The organism is Saccharopolyspora sp. MMCC62, assembly GCF_057736575.1.
The window spans coordinates 1-21,264 of the sequence record NZ_JBYKCM010000008.1; the positions used below are offsets into that span (position 1 = coordinate 1).

Genomic DNA, 21,264 nt, shown 5'->3' on the forward strand with positions numbered 1-21,264 from the left:
CTCCAACGTGTTCTGCTGACGACCCAGCTCCGCCCCCACAGCAGCGGCCACCTCCGGATCCACCACCGCAAGCCGGTCGTTGAACAGGTCCGGTGTCGACATGAGCAATTGCCTCCTGGTGTTCGATCTGGGCTGCGCCGGACGGGTCCGGCGCGGTCCGGTCAAGGTTCTCGCGCCCGTTGCGGGCGTTCGTCAGGCCTCGCGGCGGTAGAACGGCAGCGCCACGACTTCGGCGTCGATGGACTTGCCGCGGATGTCGACCTGCACCGCGGTACCGGGCGCGCTGTGCGCGCGGTCCACGTAGGCCATCGCGATCGGGTGGCCGAGCGTCGGGGACGGGGCGCCGCTGGTGATCTCGCCGATCTCGGTGCCGTCGGCGAGCACCGGGTAGCCGTGCCGGGGCGCGCGGCGCGCGTCGGTGCGCAGCCCCACCAGGGTGCGCTCCGTCGGAGCCTCCGCGACCTTCGCCAGCGCGGCCTTGCCGACGAAGTCACCGGGCTTGTCCAGCTTCACGACGCGCCCCAGGTTCGCGTGGAACGGGGTGAGCGCAGCGGACAGCTCGTTGCCGTACAGCGGCATGCCCGCCTCCAGCCGCAGCGTGTCCCGGCAGGACAGCCCCGCCGGGATCAGCCCGCGCTCGGCACCGGAGTCGGTCAGCGCGCGCCACACCGCGGGCGCGTCCGCGGGCGAGGTGAACAGTTCGAAGCCGTCCTCACCGGTGTAGCCGGTGCGCGCCAGCAGCACCTGCTTCCCGGCGACCTCGCCGGGGTACCCGGCGTAGTACTTCACGGCGGACAGGTCGGTCTCGGTCAGCGGCGCCAAGATCGCCACCGATTCCGGCCCCTGCACGGCGATCAGCGCGTAGTCGTCGGAGACGTCCCGGTGCACCGCGTCGAACCCGGCGACGCGTTCGGCGAGCTCGGCGGAGACCACGGTCGCGTTGGCGGCGTTGGCGACCACCAGGAACCGCTGCTCGTCCAGCCGGTAGACGATCAGGTCGTCGAGCACGCCGCCCTCGGCGTTGCACAGCATGGTGTAGCGGGCGCGACCCACCGTGATCGCGGACGCGTTCGCGATGAGCGCGTGGTCGAGCGCCGCGGCCGCCTCCGGGCCGCTGATCTCGATCTCGCCCATGTGCGAGAGGTCGAACAGCCCCGCCGCCGTCCGCACCGCCTGGTGCTCCGCGGTGTCCCCGGAGTAGCGGACCGGCATCCGCCAGCCCGCGAAGTCGGTGAAGTGCGCGCCGAGGGACTCGTGGACCTCGTGCAGCGGTGTCCGTCGCGGAGCTGGGGGCGACGACGTCATGGTGCGGAACTCCTCCTGGTGGGCACCGATCACGTCCGAGGGGGACCGGTTGCGGCCACTTCCAGCAGAAACCATATCCGGGGTCCTCCGACGGCGATGGGCGCGGGCGTGCGCTGCCGGTCTCCCCGGAGTCATTGGCCTGAGAGTTTCACCGCGCACGAGGGCGGCTTGCACCATGGGCGAGGGACACGGGTCCCTGCTTTTCTCCGTGATCGCCTGGTGTCGCGCGGTAGCGGGGCCTGAGAGTTTGGTGGGGAGGATTGCTCCTTCGGCGCTGCACCCAGGAATCGCATCCTGCACGGACCAGGGGCTCCTGGCGGGGCGCAGACTCTCCCGCACGACGTCGTCGGCGTTGTAGTCCGGTGTTGTGTTGTGCTCCGGAACGCTACGGAGATCACGCAGCGCAGTCAACCGAACGTGAGCGTGATCCCGTCGCCGCGCGCGGGGTTCAGCGCTGCGGGAACAGGCGGGCGTGCTGGGCGCGGAGGCCGTCCACCAGCGCCCGCAGCGCCAGTTCGAAGCTGTCGTCGTCGATCTCGGCGGCGTGCTCGCGCAGCAGGTGCGCGCCGCGCAGGTGCGGGAACCGGTCCTCGTAGACCTCGGCGTCGTCGACGAACCCGCCCGCGAACGAGCCCATCGCCGCGCCGAGCACCAGGAACTTGGTGGAGGCGCCGATCATCGTGGCGTACCGCTGCGGCCAGCCCGCGCCGGTCAGCCCGCCGTGCACGGCGTCGGCGCGGCGCAGCGAGTTCTCCCGCCGGGCCGGGCCGGACGCCATGAACGGCACCAGGTTGGGGTGGGCGGCGAGCGCGGCCCGGTAGGAGCGGGCCCATCGGGTGAGCCCGGTGGGCCAGTCGATGGCGAAGCCGCTCGTGTCGACGGCGGCCATCACGCCGTCCGCGACGTCGTGCAGCAGCGCTTCCTTGGTGGCGACGTGGTTGTAGAGCGAGGCGGCGCGGACGCCGAGGGAGTCGGCGAGCCTGCGCATGGACAGCGCTTCGAGACCTTGCCCGTCGATGATCGCCAGCGCGTGCTCGCGGATGCGCTCGCGGGTGAGCTGGGGGCTCTTGGGTCTGCCCATGCCGCGCTCCTGCCTGCCGTCCGCCGCCGGTCGGCGCCCCTCGGGCACCTCTCGGGCACCCCTCCGGCAACCGCCGCGCCCGCCCGCGTCCGCTGCGGAACGTGTCGATCAGTGTCCGGTGCGCGGCCCTTGCCGCGGTCCGCGGGGTGGTCCTAGAGTCCGAAAACTAACGACGTTAGTCGCCGGATGTCCAACGGTGGACCGGCGACGTCCTCACGGAGGTGGACGATGGTCAACGACGACGAGTCCCCGGCGCGGGTCGAGCCGCACACCACGCTGTCGCTCGCCTCGGTCCTCGCCGAACCGGCCCGGCTCCGCCCGGCGGACACCGCGGTCGTCGAGGGCGAGCAGCAGGTGACCTACGGCGAGCTGTGGGAGCAGGTCCGGGCGCACGCGGCGGCCCTGCTGGCCCGCGGCGTCGAACCGGGCGACCGGGTGGCGATCGTGGCGCCCAACGTCATCGACTTCGTGCGCGCCTACTACGCCGTGCTCACCGCGGGCGCGGTCGTGGTGCCGGTGCCGCTGCTGCTGGTCCCGGATGAGGCGGCGTACCTGCTGCGCAACTCGGGCGCGAAGCTCGTCATCGGGCACACGAGCCAGCTGGCGCTCGCCGCCGAATCGGCGCGCCGCGCGGGCATCCCGCTGGTGTCGGTCGGCCCGGCGGTGCCCGGTCCGGAGACGCCGGACTCGCTGACCGAGGTGGCCGCCGCGGCCGAGCCGGTCCGCTCCTTCATGACCCGCGGGCCCGACGACCCGGCGGTGATCTTCTACACCAGCGGCACCACCGGCAGGCCGAAGGGCGCGGTGCTCACCCACCTCAACCTGGTGCTGAACGCGACGGTGAACGCCTTCGACGCCAACGACACCCGGCGCGAGGATCGCGTCCTCGGCTGCCTGCCGCTGTTCCACGTGTTCGGCCAGACCGTGTCGCTGAACACCACGTTCCGGGCGGGCGCGACGCTGGTGCTGCAGCCGAAGTTCGACCCGGCCGAGGCGCTGCGGCTCATCCGGGACCGGCGGATCACCCAGCTCAACGGCGTGCCCACCATGTACATCCGGATGCTGGAGGCCGCCGGGGACGACGACGACCTGTCCTCGCTGCGGATGTGCGTGTCCGGTGGCGCGGCGCTGCCGGTGGCGGTGCTGGAGCGGTTCCAGCGGCGCTTCGGCGCCCCGATCCACGAGGGCTACGGGCTGTCCGAGACCTCGCCCACCGCCACCGTGAACCAGCCCGCGTTCGGGCCGCGCGCAGGCACCGTCGGGCACGCGCTGTGGGGCATCGACGTGGAGATCGCCGAACCGTCCGTGGAGGACCGGATCGAACTGCTGCCCGCCGGGGAGACCGGCGAGGTCGTGGTCCGCGGCCACAACGTGTTCGCCGGCTACCTCGACGACCCCGAGGCCACCTCGGCGGCGGTCGTCGACGGGTGGTTCCGCACCGGCGACATGGGCGTCAAGGACGCCGAGGGCTACCTGTCGATCGTGGACCGCAAGAAGGACCTGATCATCCGCAACGGCTACAACATCTACCCGCGCGAGGTGGAGGAGCTGCTGATCCGGCACCCGGCCGTCGCGCAGTGCGCGGTGATCGGCCTGCCCGACCCGGGGCGCGGGGAGGAGGTGTGCGCGGTCGTGGTGCCCGAACGCGGCGAGGACCCGGACGAGGCGCTCGGCAAGGCCATCATCGCCTGGGCCGCCGAGCAGACCGCGCACCACAAGTACCCGCGCCGCGTCGTGTTCGTCGACGAGCTGCCGCTGGGCCCCAGCCACAAGGTGCTCAAGCGGGAACTGCGCAGCCGCATCGCCGAAACCTCCTGACCCCCGACCTCCCCACACCCGGCCTCGCCGAAAGGACCCGCCACCGATGGTCGACTTCTCCCTGTCCGAGACCGAACGCGACATCCGCGACTGGGTGCGCACGTTCGTGCAGCGCGAGCTGGTGCCGCTGGAGCCCGAGGTGCTGCGCCGCGAGCGCAACCACGAGCGCGGCCTCACCCGCGAGGAGCTCGCGGAGCTGCGGCAGAAGGCGCGCGACGCCGGTTTCTGGGGCGTGCAGACGCCCGAGGAGTACGGCGGGATGGACCTCTCCGCCGTGCTCACCGCCCTGATCGAGATCGAGCTGGGCCGCACGTTCGTGCCGTTCAGCTTCGGCGGGTACGCGGACAACATCCTCTACCACGCCAACGAGGAGCAGAAGCAGCGCTACCTGGTGCCCACCATCGAGGGGCAGCGGAAGTCCTGCTTCGCCATCACCGAGCCGGGCGCGGGTTCGGACGCGAAGAACCTGCGCACCACGGCCCGGAAGGAGGGCTCGGAGTGGGTGATCGACGGGGAGAAGACGTTCATCACCGGCGGCATCGACGCCGACTTCACCATGGTCTTCGCCGTCACCGACAAGGAGAAGGGCGCCGACGGCGGCGTCACCTGCTTCCTCGCCGACCGGGAGGCCGGCTGGAAGTCGGAACCCATCGAGATCATGGGCGAGTGGGACCGCCAGCCCGCCGCGCTGGTCTTCGACGGCGTCCGGGTGCCGGAGGAGAACGTGCTCGGCGAGGTCGGCGGCGGGTTCAAGCTGGCCATGCAGTGGATCGGCCGCGGCCGCTACCTGCTGCCCGCCCGCGCCCTCGGCGGCTGCGAGCGGATGATGGACATGTCGATGGACTACGCCCGCAACCGGCAGACGTTCGGGGCGCCCATCGCCGACCGGCAGGCCATCCAGTGGATGATCGCGGACTCGGCGGTGGAGATCGAGGCGCTGCGCTGGCTGGTGCTGCAGGCCGCGTGGCAGGTCGACCAGGGCGCCGACTCCCGGCACGCCCAGTCCATCGCGAAGCTCTACGGCGGCACCAGGGCGAACGAGATCGTGGACCGGATGCTGCAGATCCACGGCGGCATGGGCTACACCCGCGAGCTGCCCATCGAGCGCTGGTACCGGGACATCCGGCTGCTGCGCATCTTCGAGGGCACCGACGAGATCCAGCGCCGCACCATCGCCCGCAACCTGCTCAAGGGGCACGCCCAGGTCGGCGGGGTGCTCGGCTGATCCGGGGACGCGGCGGATCGGCCCGGTCACACCCTCGATCGGGTGTCCGATTCGCCGGTAACCTGGGCGCTGCGTGATCGACCGGCCCGACTGGGAGCTGCTATGTCGTTGTTCAAGAAGGTGACCGACTTCGCCAAGAGCCCGCAGGGCAAGAAGGCGATCGACCAGGCCAAGCAGTACGCGAGCGACCCGAAGAACAAGGCCAAGATCGAACAGGTGAAGAACCGCTTCCTCGGCGGTGGCAAGAACAAGGGCCACTGACCCCGCCCGACCCCGACGGCCCCCGGTTCCCGCCGGGGGCCGTCGTCGTGCGTCCACCGGCTCCGGCCGCGCCGATCGGAGCCGTGCCCGGGCGGTGATCAGCGGGCTGTGCGGGGTGGTCGTCCGCAGTAGGGTTCGGTGAGGTGGTCAGCCGAACCGAAGGCGGTGCGATGAGCCGGGCTTACGTGGTGGGCACGTTCGACACGAAGGCCGCCGAGCTGCGCTACGTCGCCGGGCTCGTCGCCGACGCGGGCGTCGAGGTGATCACCGTCGACGTGAGCACCTCCGGCGCGGAGTCCGCCGACGCCCCCGACGTGCCCGCCGCCGAGGTCGCCGCCGCGCACCCGCGCGGAGCCGGGGCGGTGTTCACCGGTGATCGCGGCACGGCCGTGGTCGCGATGGCGCTGGCGTTCGAGCGGTGGCTGGTGGCGCGGTACGGCGTGGTCGGAGTGCCGGGCGTGGGCGGCGTGCTCGGGCTGGGCGGTTCCGGCGGCACCGCGCTGATCACCCCCGCGCTGCGGGCGCTGCCGGTGGGGGTGCCGAAGCTGGTGGTGTCGACGGTGGCCTCCGGCGACATCTCGTCCTACGTGGACGCGTCGGACATCGCGATGTTCCCGGCGGTCACCGACGTCGCCGGGCTCAACCGGATCTCCCGCCAGGTGCTCGGCAACGCCGCGCACGCGCTGGCCGGGGCCGTGCGCAACACGGTGCCCGCCGTGGAGCAGCTGCCCGCGGTGGCGCTGACGATGTTCGGGGTGACCACGCCCTGCGTCACCGAGACCGCGAACCGGCTCGCCGGCGCGCACGACCCGCTGGTGTTCCACGCGACCGGGACCGGCGGGCGCGCCATGGAGAAGCTCGTCGCCGACGGGCGCGTCGAAGCGGTCCTGGACATCACCACCACCGAGGTGTGCGACCTGATCGCCGGGGGAGTGATGAGCGCGGGCGAGACCCGGCTGGACGAGGTCGCCCGCAGCGGCGTGCCCTACGTCGGCTCCTGCGGCGCCCTCGACATGGTCAACTTCGGGGCGCCGGACACCGTGCCCGAGCGCTACCGGAACCGGCTGCTCTACGAGCACAACCCGCAGGTCACGTTGATGCGCACCACGCCGGACGAATGCCGGGAGATCGCCCGGTTCCTCGCGGCGAAGCTCAACGCCTGCACCGGCCCGGTGCGGTTCCTGCTGCCCGAAGGCGGCGTCTCGCTGCTCGACGTCCCGGGGCAGCCGTTCCACGACCCGGCCGCCGACGAGGTCCTGTTCGAGACGCTCGAAGCGGAAGTGCACCAGACCGAACTGCGGCGGCTGCGGCGCGTCCCGCACGCCATCAACGACGACGGGTTCGTGGCCGCGCTGCTCACCGCGCTCCGCGAAGTGCGGCCGGAGGAAGGGAGCACGGCATGACGCGGTTCGACCGGGAGACCCTGGTGCGCCGGTTCCGAGGCATGGCCGACCGGGGCGAACCGATCATCGGTGGCGGTGCGGGCACCGGCCTGTCCGCCAAGTGCGAGGAATCCGGCGGCATCGACCTGATCGTGCTGTACAACTCCGGCCGCTACCGGATGGCCGGACGCGGCTCGCTCGCCGGGCTGCTCGCCTACGGCAACGCCAACGAGATCGTCGTGGAGATGGCGAGCGAAGTGCTGCCGGTGGTGCGCCGCACCCCGGTGCTCGCCGGGGTCAACGGCACCGACCCGTTCCTGCTCACCGGGCCGTTCCTGGCGCGGCTGCGGGAACTCGGCTTCGCCGGGGTGCAGAACTTCCCCACCGTCGGGCTCATCGACGGCACCTTCCGGGAGAACCTGGAGGAGACCGGCATGAGCTACCGGCTGGAGGTCGACCTGGTCGCCGCGGCCCGCGACGCCGACCTGTTCACCACGCCCTACGTGTTCTCCGCCGACGACGCCCGCGCCATGACCGCCGCGGGCGCCGACATCGTGGTGTGCCACCTCGGCCTCACCACCGGCGGATCGATCGGCGCCGAGACCGCGAAGGACCTCGACGACTGCGTGGCGCTGATCGACGAGTGGTCCGCGGCCGCCGCCGACGTGCGGGAAGACGTCCTCGTGCTGTGCCACGGCGGCCCCATCGCCACCCCGGCCGATGCGGCCTACGTGCTGGGCCGCACCAAGCGCTGCCACGGCTTCTACGGGGCCAGCAGCATGGAACGGCTCCCGGTGGAGCAGGCGCTCACCGAACGCACCAGGGAGTTCAAGAACCTCAAGCGCTGACGGCGCACGACGACGAGGAGGGCGTGATGGCGAGGTCCTACGCGAGCAGGGTGGTCCCGGCGGCGGCCGACGAGGTGTGGGCGCTGGTGCGGGACTTCGGCGGGCTGCCCGGCTGGCACCCCGCCATCGGTTCCGGCGAGCTGGAGAGCGGTGCGTCCCCGACCGAACTCGGCGCCGTGCGCAGGCTCGTCGTCGGCGATGGCGGAGTGGTGCGGGAACGGCTGGTCGGGCTCGACGACACCGCCCGCTCCTGCACCTACGAGATCACCGAAGGCCCGTTCCCGGTGCGCTCGTACCGCAGCACCATCCGGGTGCTGCCGATCACCGCGACCGGCGACTCGTTCGTCGAGTGGTACGCCGACTACGACGCCGAGGGGGCGGACGAGGCGAAGCTGGACGAGATCTTCGGGGGTGGGGTCTTCGGCCCAGGGCTCAAAGCCCTCGCGGACCACTACGCGAGCTGAGTGCTCGCTCGTTCCCCTGCTTCGCAGGGGTGGGGTGGCGGAACCTCAGCGGTTCCCCCGCTGCGGGATCGTTCGCACCGGTGGCTCCGCCGCAGGAGGGAACGCCGTCCTCGCGAGGGAATCGCTGAGAACCCGCGGGTGGTCCGGTTGCTCTGGTGGTCGCTGTTCGGCGGCTTCGCCGCCGAGCGGACAGGGGGAGACGCCGGACGGTCCGCGGGGATCGTGCGGGTGTTGCGCAAGCTGCCATTCGGTGGACGACCGGTGTGGGCTAGCTGACAGCTCTTGGCGGCGGCCCGTTAGAGTTCAGCCGTGCCAAGCAGTGAGACAACCCCCGAACGAGCGACGGCCCCCGAGACTTCCGGGACGCAGAGTAGCGGCGGGGTGGTGGTCACCGGCGGCTCCGGCTTCGTCGGCCGAGCCGTCGTCCGCGCGCTGACCGGACGCGGCACCCCGGTCACCGTCGTCGACGTCCAGGAACCCGCCGAACCCGGCGAGCTCATCACCCACGTCGCGGGCGACCTCACCGATCCCGCGGTCCGCGACGCCGCCGTCACCGAGGGCACCACCGCGATCGTGCACCTCGCCGCGATCACCTCGGTGCTGCGCTCCGTGGACCAGCCCGCCGAGACCTACCGGGCCAACGTCGAGGTCACCCAGGGGCTGCTCGAACTCGCGCGGCAGCGCGGCGTCGGCCGGTTCGTGCTCGCCTCCACCAACGCCGTCGTCGGCGACATCGGGCACGGCACCATCTCCGAAGACCTCCCGCTGCGCCCGCTCACGCCGTACGGGGCGACGAAGGCCGCCTGCGAAATGCTGCTGTCCGGCTACGCGGGCTCCTACGGCATCGCCACCACCGCGCTGCGGTTCACCAACATCTACGGGCCCGGCATGGGGCGCAAGGACAGCTTCATCCCGCGGCTGATGCGCGCCGCGCTGGCGGGCGAGGGCGTCGAGGTCTACGGCGACGGTGCGCAGAGCCGCGACTTCGTGCACGTCGACGACGTGGTGCAGGGCATCCTCGCCGCCTGCGACAAGGAGTACGGCGGCACCGCCATCATCGGCTCCGGGCGCTCCATCTCGGTGCTGGAGCTGATCGACGCGGTGCGCGCCGCCACCGGAGCGGCGCTGCCCGTGACGCACGTGCCCGCCAAGAACGGCGAGATGCCCGCGGTGATCGTGGACGTCGCCAAGGCGGGCCGCGAGCTCGGCTACGCGCCCTCGGTGGACCTGACCGACGGGCTGCGGACCGTGTGGGACGACTTCCGCGCGGCCACCGGGGCGCCGTGACCGCGGCGCCGGCGCGGCTCCTCCGCGCGCACTGGCTGCTCGCGCTGCTGCTGATCGGCGGCGTGGTGCTGCGCGTGCTCGCGCAGCTGGCCTACCGCCCGGCGCTGCTCTACATCGACTCGTTCCGCTACCTCGACGACCTCGGCGTGTTCTACCCGGGCGGCATCAACCCCGTCGGCTACGAGGTCCTGCTGCTCGGGCCGCTGCTGCTGGTGGGGAACCTGGCGCTGGTGGCGGTCGTGCAGCACCTGCTGGGGCTGGCGCTGGGCGTGGCGATCTACGTGCTGCTGCTGCGGTTCGGCGCCCGGCGCTGGATCGCCGCGCTCGCCACCGCGCCGGTGCTGCTGGACGCCTACCAGGTGCAGATCGAGCACAACATCATGTCGGACCTGCTGTTCCAGGTCCTGCTGCTGGCCGTGATCTTCGTGCTGGCCTGGCGCGGCACCCCCGGTCCGCGCACCGCCGCGATCGCCGGGCTGCTGCTGGCCGCCTCGGTGCTGGTCCGGCTGGTGGGCCTCACGCTGGTCGTCCCGGCGGTCGCCTTCGTGCTGCTGGCCGCCGGGCTGCGGCCGCGGGACGGCTGGCGGCTCCGGCTGCGCGCCGCCGGAGCACTCGCCGGGGCGTTCGCCGGAGTGCTGTTCTGCTACGCGATGTACCACCTGGCGTGGACCGGGAGCCCCGCGCTGGGCGGCTCCACCGGCAGCGTCGTCTTCGGGCGCACCGCCGCCGTCGCCGACTGCGCGGCGCTCGGGCTCACCCCGGAAGAAGCGGTGGTGTGCCCGAACGAGCCGGTGGCGGCGCGGGCGGCGAACGGCATCGACTTCTACATCCACTTCTGGCACGTGCCCGCCAACACGCGCTCCCTGCCGGACGACTTCGACCTCAACGCCGCGCAGAGCGGGATGGCGCGGAAAGTCCTGCTGCACCAGCCGTTCGACGTGCTCGGCGGCTTCGTGCAGGACTTCCTCAAGGGCTTCGCGCCCACCCGCACCCAATCGCCGGGGGACGTGCCGCTCGCCCGCTGGCAGTTCACCACCGACTACCCGATGTACGCCGACCCCTGGTACGTGACCGAGTGGGCCGAGCTGCACGGGGACGGCACGCTGCGCGTCGACCCCGCGATCGGCGGATTCCTGCGCGCCTACCAGCTCGGCGGCGGCTACACCCCGGGCATCGTCCTCGGCGGCTGCCTGCTGCTGTCCGCGGCGGCGGTGCTGGGCGCGGGCCGCGCCCGCCGCAGCGGGCTGCGCGCCGTGGTGCTGCTGCCCGCGGGACTGGCCACGACGGTGCTGGCCACCGCCGCGGCGATGGAGTTCTCGTGGCGCTACCAGCTGCCCGGCCTCGTCCTGCTGCCGCTGGCGGCCGGGCTCGCCCTCACCGCGATCACCGGGCCGTCCCGCTCATCCGACTGAACACCTGAAGGAGAACACCATGTCCACGACCTTCCCCGACGAGGTCGACCGGGCCGCCTTCGACGGCTTCGCCGAGCGCTACGGCGACCGCCGGTTCGCCTCGGTGGTCGTGCTCATCGCGGCCTACAACGAGCAGGACGCGCTCGGCGCCGTGCTCGACGGGATGCCCGCGGCGAGCTGCGGGCTGGACGTGGACACCCTCGTCGTCGTGGACGGCGCCACCGACGACACCGCCGAGGTCGCGCTGCGCCACGGCGCGCTGACCTGCGTGGCCCCCCGCAACCGCGGGCAGGGAGCTGCGCTGCGGCTGGGCTACCGGCTCGCCGCCGAGCGCGGGGCCCGCTACCTGGTCACCACCGACGCCGACGGCCAGTACGACATCGCGGAACTGCCGGAACTGCTGCAGCCGCTGATCGACGACGAGGCCGACTTCGTCACCGGTTCCCGCACCCTCGGCCGCACCGAGAGCACCGACCTGGTGCGCCGCGCCGGGACCCACGTGTTCGCCTGGCTGGTCAGCGCCCTGACCCGGCAGAAGATCACCGACACCTCGTTCGGCTTCCGGGCCATGAAGATCGAGGTGCCGAACTCGGTGCGCCTGGAGCAGCAGCAGTACCAGTCCTCGGAGCTGCTCGTCGGCGTCCTCGCCCGCGGCTACCGGGTGCTGGAGAAGCCGATGACGATGCTGGTGCGCGCCGCCGGGCAGAGCAAGAAGGGCGGCAACCTGCTCTACGGCTACAGCTACGCGAAGGTCGTGCTGGGCACCTGGCTGCGCGAACGCCGCTCGGCCCCGCAGCCGCAGGACCGCCCGGCCGCCGAGCGGATCAACGAGCCCGCGGCGGCCGTCCCCGAGCGGTGAAGATGAACCGGTCGATGATCAGGAACTTCACCACGAACATCACCAGGTAGGTCCCGAGGAACGCGCCCCACACGATCGCCACCTGCGGGAGGCGGTCGTGCGGGAACGCGTGCACCGCGAGCCGTTCCGCGCCGCTGGTGGACAGCGCCGCCAGCAGCGCGGTGCCGATCGACAGCGCCGCGTAGCGCAGGATCTCGCCGCGCAGCGCCGCGCGGCCCCCGCCGCCCCAGGTGCGGCGGTTGAGCACGAAGTTCGGCACCGCTCCCGCCAGCCACGCCAGCACCGTGGCGACCACCGGCTGCGCCCAGGCCGCGTAGGAGCCGATGAACACCAGCTGGCTGATGCCGGTGGCGACCACCGAGGCGGCGGCGAACCTGCTGATCAGCCGCCAGTAGTGGCCGCGCCGCGAAGCTGCGGTGTCGGTGGCCTGCTGCACTGCCGCGTCCTTCCAGCCGTGCCACCGCGTCCGGGGCGGGGCGTCGCGCCCGCACGATACCGGTGCGCGCCGCGGGCCCTTCCGCTCCGTCCGGCGGAGCGCAGCTCTTCGTTCCGGGGCTGAAGGATGAGAGCATTCCCGATGTTGTCGGGGCGGGCTCGTGCACAGTTCCTGGCAGCGCATTCCTACCGTGCCGATCGATTCCGGGCGTTTCGGGTGCTCGGAGAAGAACTGCCACCGCGGTCCTCCCGCCGGCGGTGGCGCCGCAATGAACGTAGAGGAGAAGAAGGCGTGCGAATCCTCGTCCTCGGGGGCGACGGCTACCTTGGCTGGCCGACCGCTCTGCACCTGTCCGACCGCGGCCACGAGGTGGCGGTGGCCGACAACTTCGCCCGGCGCGGCTACGACCACGAGATGGGCGTGCAGAGCCTGGTGCCCATCGAGCCGATGCAGACCCGCATCGACGCGTGGCACGAAGTGTCGGGCAAGAGCATCAAGTCCTACTACGGCGACCTGGTCGATGCGGACTTCACCTACGAGATGGTGCGGGACTTCCGCCCGGACACCATCGTCCACTTCGCGGAGCAGCGCGCCGCGCCGTACTCGATGATCGACCGCAAGCACGCGGTGTACACCCAGCAGAACAACGTGGTCGGCAACCTCAACGTGCTGTTCGCGATCCAGGAGATCGACCCGTCGATCCACCTGGTGAAGCTGGGCACGATGGGCGAGTACGGCACGCCGAACATCGACATCGAGGAAGGCTGGCTGGAGGTCACGCACAAGGGGCGGACCGACCGGATGCTGTTCCCGAAGAAGCCGGGCTCCTTCTACCACCTGAGCAAGGTGCACGACAGCCACAACATCGAGTTCGCCTGCCGCATCTGGGGCTTGCGCGCCACCGACCTGAACCAGGGCGTGGTGTACGGGCAGGAGACGGCGCAGACGACGCAGGACCCGCGGCTGGCGACCCGCTTCGACTACGACGCGATCTTCGGCACGGTGCTGAACCGCTTCGTCATCCAGGCGGTGCTGGGCCACCCGCTGACGGTGTACGGCAGCGGCGGCCAGACCCGCGGGCTCATCGACATCCGGGACACCGTGGAGTGCATCCGGCTGGCGGCGGAGAACCCGGCGGACGCGGGCGAGTTCCGGGTGTTCAACCAGATCACCGAGAGCTTCTCGGTCGGGGAGATCGCGAAGGTCGTGGCGAACTGCTTCGACGGCAGCGTCGAGGTGGAGTACCTGGACAACCCGCGCGTCGAGCAGTCCGAGCACCACTACAACGTGGTGCACACCGGTCTGGTCGAGCTCGGCCTGGAGCCGCACCTGCTGTCGAACACGCTGATCGACTCGCTGTTCGGGGTCGCGAAGGCGCACGTGGACCGGGTGGACCTCGGCGCGATGCGCCCGACGGTGCAATGGCGGACCGCGTCCAGCCCGCTGCGCGCGGACGGCTGAGCGGGCGGAGCCGTCACGGTGACGGAGGTGCGCGCGAGGCGCGTGCGTCCGTCACCTCCGCCGGTACCCGGGCCGATGCCCGGTCGTGGCCCAACTGTGCGCTGAAAGGCCTGGAATATTCCAAGTTTCACGTGCACACTGAAGCCACGCGTCGTTGATCCTTCATCGGTGGTGCCGGTCGCCCGCCGATGGAGCTCAACCGGCCGTTCCCCCGGTTCCCGGGTGGAGATCGACGCGGCCATGTCGGTGGCCGCAGGTACGGGGAGCGGCGTCCCGGGCGCGGGAATGCAGGGCACTCTCGCACCCGGGGCGCCTACCGCGTGTCGGGGGGCTTCCACACGGCCTACCGAACCGTAGCCCTTTCGTATGACTCGCGCGATACGACACGTGGGTAAAGCTGACGCTGCGTGTGCCATCCGTAGCCGTACAACCTCTGGTCGAGAGCAACAGCACGACGACGCCCGCCCGCGAACTCCTGTCGCGAGCGGGCGCCGTGGCGTCCGGGACCGGCCATCGCTCAGCTGCCGACCGGTTCGCTCGCTTCTTCCTCCGGGAGCTCCTCGCGGCGGTCGCGCACGATCCGGGTGATGGTGAACGCCAGCGCGGCGACCCAGGCCAGCACGATCACCGCGTAGATCGCGGTGGGGGCGGGCAGGTCGAACGCCTTGATCAGGGTGCGCGCGTTGGTGAGCACGATCAGCCCGCCCGCGCCGACGCCGATCAGCCGCATCGGCACGATCCGGACCAGGTAGGCGGCCAGCGGGGCGGCGACCACGCCACCGATCAGCAGCGCGGCCACCGTCGCCCAGGACAGCGGTTCGTCGGCGAGCGAGATGATGAAGCCGAGGCTGGCGGCCACGGCGATGAGGAACTCGCTGGTGTCCACCGAGCCCACGACCTTGCGCGGCTCGACCTTGCCGGTGCTCAGCAGCGTCGGCGTCGCCACCGGACCCCAGCCGCCGCCACCGGTCGCGTCGACGAAGCCGGCGACCAGGCCGAGCGGCGCGAGCAGCTTCGAGCTCACCCCGGTCAGCTGCCTGCGGCGCAGCGGGCGCAGCGCGAACCGCAGCAGCACGTACAGGCCGAGCGCGAGCAGGATGGTGGACATCCACGGCTCGGCCGCCTCGGTGGACAGGTTGCTCAGCGCGGTCGCGCCGAGGAACGAGCCGACGGCCCCGGGCACGCCGAGGATCAGCACGACCCGCCAGTCGACGTTGCCGAACTTCCAGTGCGAGATGCCGGAGGCGACGGAGGTGCCGATCTCGGCGAGGTGCACCGAGGCGGAGGCCACCGCGGGCGTGAGCCCGGCGGTGAGCAGGATGGTCGTGGAAGTCACCCCGTAGGCCATGCCGAGGGAACCGTCGACGAGCTGGGCGATGAATCCGCCGAGCGCGAAGATCAGGAAGGTCTGCACGATCTCTCCGTGGGTGGCGTGCGCGGGCACCCCCGTTCTCTCGCGCGCGGACGCGCGCCGGGGCGGTGCGGTGGTCGGTTCGGGGGAGGCACGGTGGCCGCGGGCGGACGCGGCTCAGGAGGAGGGCGTCGGCGCCCCGGCTCGGCGCGCCCGGTTGCGGGCGGCGGCCGTGCGGGAGTTCAGCGGCGGGGTCGACACCCCGCGGAGCTGACGCGCAGCAGGTCGACGTGCAGGCGCTGGGCAAGCAGGCCCCACTGGTCACCACGCGTCATGCACTCAGTGAATCAGATCAATCCTTCGTGCGATATGTGCTTCCCAGAGTGCGGGAGACCCGGCGCGATCGGTTACTCGCCGGTCACTTGGGGGCGCTGACCGGGCGCGCGGGGCCTGGTGGCGGTGCTTGTGCTCAAGACCACTTTCGGGCCCTCGCGGTCTTGGTCGGTGACCCACTCCGCCGCTGGTACCGGGATCGGCGCGACCGCTCGGCGTGCCGGTGCCGCGTCCGGCGACGCGGCCCGGTGGTCGCGGTGCGCGGCCGTGGCCGGCCGGTTGCGCCGCGTGGCCGCCGAGTCCGTGCCCAGGGGCAATCACCGATCGCGCGGAGGTGATCGCGCCGGGTCGTCGATCTCCGCCGGACGTCGTCCCCGGTGAGCCGGTGATCGACGCCGAAAGATCACGAACGTTATCGAATGGTCATCTTGTTTGATTACGCGCAGTGTGTGCATTGCGGCTGATTGCAAGCTGTACATACACCTAACGGGCTATCGCTTGCTGCTGCTGATGACCCGGAGCTACCTTTCTCGCTGAGAACGTCACGGTTCGATCACGAACAGGACTCACCCCCGAAGAGTCCTCGCCCGCACCCCCGGCGGGAGCGATCGGACCACCCCCGAAGACGGAAAGGCGACCATGGCCAAGCACCGCCAGGAGAGCGGCCACACCCCGAAGACCGCTCTCCGGGAGTCCTTGCTGAACTCCTTCCGGCCGCGTTCCGAGCGCGGCAACTCCCGGGTCTCCACCCGGAACAAGATCGCCGCGGCCGTCGTCGCGGCAGGCGCGTTCGCCGCCGTCGGCCAGCCGCTGGCCGCCAACGCGGACAAGAGCGCCGAGAACCAGGCCGTCCGCCCGGTCGCCGACCAGCACGCCGCCGCGCAGCAGCAGCTCGCGGCCGCCGTGAACGGCACCCCCGAGACCGAGGCCGCGGTCCGGCTGCTCCCGCAGCAGTCCCCCGAGCCCGCGCAGGACGAGGCGCAGAAGGTGGCCAAGGGCAAGGAGATCGCCCAGGAGCGGGCCCAGGCCGCCGCCGACCAGAAGGCCGCGAAGGAGGCGGCGGACGCGAAGGCCGCCGCCGCGAAGCAGGCCGAGCTGGCCAAGGAGGCCGCGGTCCCGGCGAAACCGGCCACCGCCCAGCCCGCCAAGGCGAGCGGCGGCTACGTCAAGCCCGCCGACGGCACCTTCACCTCCGGGTTCGGTTCCCGCTGGGGCAGCACCCACAAGGGCATCGACATCGCCAACAACATCGGCACCCCGATCGTCAGCGTCAACGACGGCGAGGTCATCAACGCCGGCCCGGCCAGCGGCTTCGGCCAGTGGGTGCGGGTGCAGCACGACGACGGCACGATCACCGTCTACGGCCACGTGAACACGATCGACGTGAGCGTCGGCGAGCAGGTCAAGGCGGGCGACAAGATCGCCACGATCGGCAACAAGGGCCAGTCCACCGGACCGCACCTGCACTTCGAGGTGATCCAGGGTGGCAGCAAGATCAACCCGCTGCCGTGGCTGCAGCAGCACGGGATCTCCGTGAAGTGACTCCCGGAGCCGGGCCGCGTGACCGCGGCCCGGCTCGCCGGGACATCGAGACCGGCCGCCCGAGGTTCGGAGTCACCCCCGACCGTGCCCCGGGCGGTCTTCCCACCGGGAAAAGCCGACCCCCGTCAGTCCGTCGTGGACTCGGCGGGGGTTTCGGCGTTCTCCAGCCGTTCGCGCAACCAGCCGAGGGTGCGCGCGAGCAGCCGGGACACGTGCATCTGCGAGATGCCGATCTGCTCGGCGATCTGCGTCTGGGTCATGGACCGGAAGAACCGCATCACCAGGATGCGCCGCTCCCGCTCGTCGAGTTCGGCCAGCAGCGGCCGGATGGTCTCCCGGTTCTCCACTTCGGCCAGTTCGGCGTCGTCGGACCCGATGGCCGCGCCGAGCGGGATCTCGTCCGTGGCGGTGAGCAGTTCGTCCAACGAGGCGCTGCGGTAGGCGTTGCCCGCCTCCAGCCCGCGGAACACGTCGTCCCGGCTGATGCCGAGGTGCTCGGCGAGCTCGCTGGGCGTGGGCGCCCGACCGAGTTCCTGGGACTGGCGCGCGATGGCGGAGGACACCGACAGGTGCAGTTCCTGGAGCCTGCGCGGCATCCGCACCGCCCAGCCGGTGTCGCGGAAGTGCCTGCGCACCTCGCCCATGATCGTCGGCACCGCGAAGGACAGGAAGTCGACGCCGCGCTCCGGGTCGAACCGGTCCACGGCGTTGATCAGCCCGAGGGTGGCGACCTGGGTGAGGTCCTCCTGCGCTTCGCCGCGGTGGCTGAAGCGGCGGGCGATGTGCTCGGCCACCGGCAGGTGCTCGGTGACCAGCCGGTCCCGCAGCCGCTCCCGGCGAGGGTCGTCCTTCCCCACACCCGCGAGTTCGGCGAACAGGGGCGCCAGTTCGTCGTAGCGTTGATGTCGCGAGTGGGAGGCGTGATCGGAATCCGCCTGCTTCACTCGTGGGTCCGTCCCTTGGTCAGGTCGATGCGGACCAAGTGGCCGGTGCCGGAGTCCGCGTCGGATTCCACCGAGGTTGACACACTGTCGGTCAGCGCGCTGAGCACGCGCCAGCTGAAGGTGTCCTCGCGGGCGCCCTGCCCGCGGTCGCTGCCGACCGCGGCGGAGACGTGCAGCCCCACCTCGTCGGTCTCGAAGCGGCACACCAATTGCCTGCCGTCCGCGGCGAGGCGGATCAGCGAGGAGCACGCCTCGTCCACGGCCAGCCGCAGGTCGGCGATCGAGTCGACGTCGAAGTCGGCGCGCATCGCCAGGTCCCCGGTCACCGCCCGCAGGACCGACAGCTGGGAGGCGTCGGCGGCCACTCGCACTTCGACGACGGATTCGGCGGGGGCGGAGCCGGATCGCGGCGGGGGAGCGGTCCGCTCGCCGCGGGCGGGCTGTGGTGCTGACACTGATACACCTCGCTTTGCGCTGGGGGATCTCGTTCCGGGTCCGGGTTCCGGCACTGCCCGCCGGACTCCGGTTCCCGTTCGCGCACCGGGTTCTGATCGCATCACACGCCCCCTCGTTCGGGTGCGGCCGGTGCCGCCGACCGCCCGGCCGGGTGCTCGCGATTACCACTACTCACCGTCACCTGGTACCCGGTGCGGTGGCCGGGCAAACGGGTGTTCCAGCCCGCCGCCGCACCGGGTGCCAGGGCGGCTAGACCAGGCTGGTCCAGTAGTCCCAGAACGCCTGCAGCACGAGTACCACGATCACCAGATACCACACCACCAGCACGAAGCTGTGGAACTTGGCCAGCGCCGCGCCCACCGCTCGCCCACCGCCGAGGTGACCGGAGCGCAGCACGTGCAGCGTGGTGTACCAGAAGATCGGGATGGTGACGGCCCACACGACCATGCAGTACGGGCACAGCGCGCCGATCTCGTACAGGCTCTGCACGATCAGCCAGTGCACGAACACGACACCGAGCGCGCTGCCCAGCTGGAGGCCGAGCCAGAACCAGCGCGGTGCGGCCAGCCCGGCCAGCAGCGCCGCGCCTGCGGCCATCAACGCCGGGAACGCGGCGACCCCGATCAGCGGGTTGGGGAACCCGAACAGCGCGGCTTGCGCGCTGTCCATCACCGAGCCGCAGGAGATGATCGGGTTCAGGCTGCAAGACGGGACGTAGTTCGGGTCGCCCAGCTTGTTGATCTTCTCGATGGTCAGCGCGAAGGCGCTGACGAGGCCGATCGCACCGCCGATCACGTACAGCCAGCCGAGCCCGCGCGCGGGCGCCTGCCCCGCGGGTGCGGGTTCGGCGGTGCGGGCCTGCTCGGTGGCGGTCACTTCGCCAGCTCCTGGTTCAGCTTGTCCCGCAGCTGGTTGACGACGTCGGCGTAGGTGGTCTTGTCGCCGGTGGTCGGCTCCCACTTCTGGCCGTTGATGAAGAAGCTCGGCGTGCCCTCGACCCCGGCGGTCTTGGCGTCGGCCTGGTCCTTCTTGATCCGGTCGGCGACCTGCTGGGATTCCTCGTCGGACTTGAACTTCGCCATGTCCAGCCCGAGCTGCTGGGCGTGCTGGTCGAAGACCTTCTCGGCGCGGGCCTCGTCGTCGCTGACGTTCTGCCCGTCGGGGGCGACGGCCCAGGCGGAGTAGTCGTCGTAGAGGGCGTGGTACATCTCCTTGTACTTGCCCTGCACGCCCGCCGCTTCGGCGGCCTTCGCGGCGGATTCCGCCAGCGGGTGGGCCTTGGCGATCGGGAAGTTCCGGTTCACGAAGGTGATGCGGCCGGCGAACTCCTGCTCGATCTGCTTCGTGACGCCCGTGTAGTACTGCCAGCAGGCGGGGCACTGGAAGTCGAGGAATTCGGCGACGGTGACCTTGCCGTCCGGGGACTCCGAGAGCTTGTTGCTGTCGGGGTGCGCGACGACGGTGCTGAGGTCGGGCGCACCGTTGCCGCCCTGGCTCGCGTCGTCCTTCTGGCCCGCGGAGTAGAGCAGGATCCCGCCCACCACGAGCAGCGCGGCCACCACGACCACGATGCTCAGGATCATGTTGGTGGAGGGGCCGCTCTTCTTCAGCAGCGGGTTCGTTGTCTTCGGCATCGCTTCGTGCACCTTCGGCGGTCGGCTCGCGCGGGTGTTCCCGCACCTGCGGCAGAGAGATCCAGTTTCCCCCACCAACACGAAAGTGTGAGAGAGCGGGTGGTCACGGGACCGCCATGCCCTCTACGGGTATACCGCATCGGTGACGGAGTCCGACGTGCTCGACCTGGTCGATGCGGGTATGCGCCCGCTGCTGCGGCGGTGGACGGGGGAGTGGCTGCCTCCGGCGCTGGCGACCCGCGGCGACACCCGGTTCTCCGATCCGGACTGGTTGTTCGAGCGCAAGCTCGACGGGGTGCGGGTGCTCGCGGCCCGCGCCGGGGGCGCCCCGGCGCTGTGGTCGCGCAACCACAACCGGGTCGATTCGGCCTACCCGGAGCTGGTGGAGGCGCTGGAGTCCCAACCGGACCGGTTCGTGGTGGACGGTGAGGTGGTGGCCTTCGACGGCGGCCGCACCAGCTTCGCCCGGCTGCAGCACCGGATGCACCTGGCCGATCCGCGGGAGGCCCGGCGCAGCGGGGTCGCGGTGCACTACTACCTGTTCGACCTGCTGGCGATCGGCGACGTGGACGTGACGCGGCTGCCGCTGCGGATCCGCAAGCGGCTGCTGGCCGAGTGCTTCGAGTTCGCCGAGCCGTTGCGGCTCACCGAGCACCGGCGCGGTGACGGCGAGGAGTTCTACCGGCAGGCCTGCGCCCGCGGCTGGGAGGGCTTGATCGCCAAGCGCGCGGACCGCCCGTACCGCAGCGGCCGCACCCGGGATTGGCTGAAGCTCCCGTGCCTGTCGCAGCAGGAGTTCGTCGTCGGCGGGTTCACCGAGCCGAAGGGCGCCCGGTCCGGCTTCGGCGCGCTGCTCGTCGGCTACTACGACGAGGGCGCGCTGCGGTACGCGGGCAAGGTCGGCACCGGCTACGACGAGGCGACGCTGCGGGAACTGCGCGGCAGGCTGGACGCGCTGGCGCGCCGCGAATCACCGTTCGCCGACCGGATCCCGGAGCGGGAGGCGAGGTGGGCGGAACCGGAGCTCGTCGCGGAGGTGGGCTTCACCGAGTGGACGGCGGACGGGCGGCTGCGGCACCCGCGATTCCTGGGGCTGCGCAACGACAAGGCGGCGGGCGACGTGGTGCGGGAGGACTGACCGCCCGCCCCCGGAACGGGGGAGCGG

The 21,264-nt window shown here is 71.5% G+C and carries 20 protein-coding genes and 2 riboswitches; of the genes, 12 read left to right on the forward strand and 8 right to left on the reverse strand.

Annotated elements, in window-relative coordinates; translation table 11 throughout:
• Positions 1 to 192: 192 nt before the first annotated feature.
• Together gcvT and AC29IT_RS18910 are read right to left on the reverse strand one after the other, a co-directional pair.
• Entirely contained in the window at positions 193 to 1,305 is a 1,113-nt protein-coding gene (gene gcvT, locus AC29IT_RS18905; protein ID WP_488219641.1) for a glycine cleavage system aminomethyltransferase GcvT, read from the reverse strand.
• Positions 1,306 to 1,423: 118 nt separating this feature from the next.
• Positions 1,424 to 1,522, reverse strand: a riboswitch (glycine riboswitch).
• Positions 1,523 to 1,651: riboswitch (glycine riboswitch) on the reverse strand.
• 102 nt (positions 1,652 to 1,753) lie between these two features.
• Complete coding sequence (locus AC29IT_RS18910; protein ID WP_358437916.1) at positions 1,754 to 2,386, reverse strand: TetR/AcrR family transcriptional regulator; 633 nt, start codon at positions 2,384 to 2,386, stop codon at positions 1,754 to 1,756.
• A 228-nt stretch (positions 2,387 to 2,614) separates the two neighbouring features.
• On the opposite strand from AC29IT_RS18910, the gene AC29IT_RS18915 reads away from it, so the two are divergent.
• The 9 genes from AC29IT_RS18915 to AC29IT_RS18955 all read left to right on the forward strand — a co-directional run bounded on the left by AC29IT_RS18915 (position 2,615) and on the right by AC29IT_RS18955 (position 11,942).
• Positions 2,615 to 4,204 (forward strand): long-chain-fatty-acid--CoA ligase, encoded by a 1,590-nt coding sequence (locus AC29IT_RS18915; RefSeq protein ID WP_488219642.1) that lies wholly within the window; start codon positions 2,615 to 2,617, stop codon positions 4,202 to 4,204.
• 46 nt (positions 4,205 to 4,250) lie between these two features.
• Positions 4,251 to 5,429, forward strand: coding sequence for an acyl-CoA dehydrogenase family protein (locus tag AC29IT_RS18920; protein ID WP_358437910.1), 1,179 nt, complete (start codon positions 4,251 to 4,253; stop codon positions 5,427 to 5,429).
• Positions 5,430 to 5,531: 102 nt separating this feature from the next.
• Positions 5,532 to 5,690, forward strand: coding sequence for a hypothetical protein (locus AC29IT_RS18925; protein ID WP_358437907.1), 159 nt, complete (start codon positions 5,532 to 5,534; stop codon positions 5,688 to 5,690).
• Between the two features lie 170 nt (positions 5,691 to 5,860).
• The gene (locus tag AC29IT_RS18930) at positions 5,861 to 7,093 is read left to right on the forward strand and encodes a Tm-1-like ATP-binding domain-containing protein (RefSeq protein WP_488219838.1); all 1,233 of its coding nucleotides are present in this window, start codon (positions 5,861 to 5,863) and stop codon (positions 7,091 to 7,093) included.
• On the forward strand, positions 7,090 to 7,920 hold the full coding sequence (locus AC29IT_RS18935) for a phosphoenolpyruvate hydrolase family protein (protein ID WP_358437904.1): 831 nt from the start codon (positions 7,090 to 7,092) through the stop codon (positions 7,918 to 7,920). Before AC29IT_RS18930 ends, AC29IT_RS18935 begins: the two co-directional genes overlap by 4 nt.
• Positions 7,921 to 7,946: 26 nt before the next feature.
• Positions 7,947 to 8,384, forward strand: a complete 438-nt coding sequence (locus tag AC29IT_RS18940) for an SRPBCC family protein (protein WP_358437902.1) — start codon at positions 7,947 to 7,949, stop codon at positions 8,382 to 8,384.
• A 381-nt stretch (positions 8,385 to 8,765) separates the two neighbouring features.
• On the forward strand, positions 8,766 to 9,671 hold the full coding sequence (locus tag AC29IT_RS18945; protein ID WP_488219643.1) for an NAD-dependent epimerase/dehydratase family protein: 906 nt from the start codon (positions 8,766 to 8,768) through the stop codon (positions 9,669 to 9,671).
• Complete coding sequence (locus AC29IT_RS18950; RefSeq protein WP_488219644.1) at positions 9,668 to 11,083, forward strand: hypothetical protein; 1,416 nt, start codon at positions 9,668 to 9,670, stop codon at positions 11,081 to 11,083. Before AC29IT_RS18945 ends, AC29IT_RS18950 begins: the two co-directional genes overlap by 4 nt.
• Positions 11,084 to 11,102: 19 nt before the next feature.
• Positions 11,103 to 11,942: a glycosyltransferase family 2 protein gene (locus AC29IT_RS18955; RefSeq protein WP_488219645.1), complete on the forward strand. Its 840-nt coding sequence runs from the start codon at positions 11,103 to 11,105 to the stop codon at positions 11,940 to 11,942.
• Here the strand turns inward: AC29IT_RS18955 and AC29IT_RS18960 are convergent.
• Positions 11,908 to 12,378, reverse strand: coding sequence for a GtrA family protein (locus AC29IT_RS18960; protein ID WP_488219646.1), 471 nt, complete (start codon positions 12,376 to 12,378; stop codon positions 11,908 to 11,910). The genes AC29IT_RS18955 and AC29IT_RS18960 overlap by 35 nt on opposite strands.
• A 291-nt stretch (positions 12,379 to 12,669) precedes the next feature.
• Here AC29IT_RS18960 and AC29IT_RS18965 point away from each other — a divergent pair, with 291 nt between their 5' ends.
• The gene (locus AC29IT_RS18965; protein ID WP_358437888.1) at positions 12,670 to 13,839 is read left to right on the forward strand and encodes an NAD-dependent epimerase/dehydratase family protein; all 1,170 of its coding nucleotides are present in this window, start codon (positions 12,670 to 12,672) and stop codon (positions 13,837 to 13,839) included.
• Positions 13,840 to 14,356: 517 nt separating this feature from the next.
• On the opposite strand, the gene AC29IT_RS18970 is transcribed toward AC29IT_RS18965, so the two are convergent.
• Positions 14,357 to 15,253: a sulfite exporter TauE/SafE family protein gene (locus AC29IT_RS18970; RefSeq protein ID WP_488219647.1), complete on the reverse strand. Its 897-nt coding sequence runs from the start codon at positions 15,251 to 15,253 to the stop codon at positions 14,357 to 14,359.
• A 909-nt stretch (positions 15,254 to 16,162) separates the two neighbouring features.
• Between AC29IT_RS18970 and AC29IT_RS18975 the strand changes: the two genes are divergently transcribed.
• Positions 16,163 to 17,065, forward strand: a complete 903-nt coding sequence (locus AC29IT_RS18975) for a M23 family metallopeptidase (RefSeq protein WP_488219648.1) — start codon at positions 16,163 to 16,165, stop codon at positions 17,063 to 17,065.
• Positions 17,066 to 17,190: 125 nt separating this feature from the next.
• Here the strand turns inward: AC29IT_RS18975 and AC29IT_RS18980 are convergent, their stop codons facing one another.
• The 4 genes from AC29IT_RS18980 to AC29IT_RS18995 form a co-directional block, all read right to left on the reverse strand.
• Positions 17,191 to 18,009: a SigB/SigF/SigG family RNA polymerase sigma factor gene (locus tag AC29IT_RS18980; RefSeq protein WP_358437879.1), complete on the reverse strand. Its 819-nt coding sequence runs from the start codon at positions 18,007 to 18,009 to the stop codon at positions 17,191 to 17,193.
• Positions 18,006 to 18,464, reverse strand: a complete 459-nt coding sequence (locus tag AC29IT_RS18985) for an ATP-binding protein (protein ID WP_358437876.1) — start codon at positions 18,462 to 18,464, stop codon at positions 18,006 to 18,008. Before AC29IT_RS18985 ends, AC29IT_RS18980 begins: the two co-directional genes overlap by 4 nt.
• A gap of 250 nt (positions 18,465 to 18,714) precedes the next feature.
• Entirely contained in the window at positions 18,715 to 19,341 is a 627-nt protein-coding gene (locus AC29IT_RS18990; RefSeq protein ID WP_488219649.1) for a vitamin K epoxide reductase family protein, read from the reverse strand.
• The gene (locus AC29IT_RS18995; RefSeq protein WP_358437871.1) at positions 19,338 to 20,099 is read right to left on the reverse strand and encodes a DsbA family protein; all 762 of its coding nucleotides are present in this window, start codon (positions 20,097 to 20,099) and stop codon (positions 19,338 to 19,340) included. The genes AC29IT_RS18990 and AC29IT_RS18995 overlap by 4 nt, the downstream gene beginning before the upstream one ends.
• A 181-nt stretch (positions 20,100 to 20,280) precedes the next feature.
• Between AC29IT_RS18995 and ligD the strand changes: the two genes are divergently transcribed.
• Complete coding sequence (ligD, locus tag AC29IT_RS19000) at positions 20,281 to 21,237, forward strand: non-homologous end-joining DNA ligase (protein ID WP_488219839.1); 957 nt, start codon at positions 20,281 to 20,283, stop codon at positions 21,235 to 21,237.
• Positions 21,238 to 21,264 lie beyond the last annotated feature (27 nt).

Coding starts and splice junctions, on each gene's coding strand:
- gcvT (WP_488219641.1), bottom strand. CDS start 1,305: ATGACGTCGTCGCCCCCAGCTCCGCGACGGACACCGCTGCACGAGGTC.
- AC29IT_RS18910 (WP_358437916.1), bottom strand. CDS start 2,386: ATGGGCAGACCCAAGAGCCCCCAGCTCACCCGCGAGCGCATCCGCGAG.
- AC29IT_RS18915 (WP_488219642.1), top strand. CDS start 2,615: ATGGTCAACGACGACGAGTCCCCGGCGCGGGTCGAGCCGCACACCACG.
- AC29IT_RS18920 (WP_358437910.1), top strand. CDS start 4,251: ATGGTCGACTTCTCCCTGTCCGAGACCGAACGCGACATCCGCGACTGG.
- AC29IT_RS18925 (WP_358437907.1), top strand. CDS start 5,532: ATGTCGTTGTTCAAGAAGGTGACCGACTTCGCCAAGAGCCCGCAGGGC.
- AC29IT_RS18930 (WP_488219838.1), top strand. CDS start 5,861: ATGAGCCGGGCTTACGTGGTGGGCACGTTCGACACGAAGGCCGCCGAG.
- AC29IT_RS18935 (WP_358437904.1), top strand. CDS start 7,090: ATGACGCGGTTCGACCGGGAGACCCTGGTGCGCCGGTTCCGAGGCATG.
- AC29IT_RS18940 (WP_358437902.1), top strand. CDS start 7,947: ATGGCGAGGTCCTACGCGAGCAGGGTGGTCCCGGCGGCGGCCGACGAG.
- AC29IT_RS18955 (WP_488219645.1), top strand. CDS start 11,103: ATGTCCACGACCTTCCCCGACGAGGTCGACCGGGCCGCCTTCGACGGC.
- AC29IT_RS18975 (WP_488219648.1), top strand. CDS start 16,163: ATGGCCAAGCACCGCCAGGAGAGCGGCCACACCCCGAAGACCGCTCTC.
- AC29IT_RS18995 (WP_358437871.1), bottom strand. CDS start 20,099: ATGCCGAAGACAACGAACCCGCTGCTGAAGAAGAGCGGCCCCTCCACC.
- ligD (WP_488219839.1), top strand. CDS start 20,281: ATGCGCCCGCTGCTGCGGCGGTGGACGGGGGAGTGGCTGCCTCCGGCG.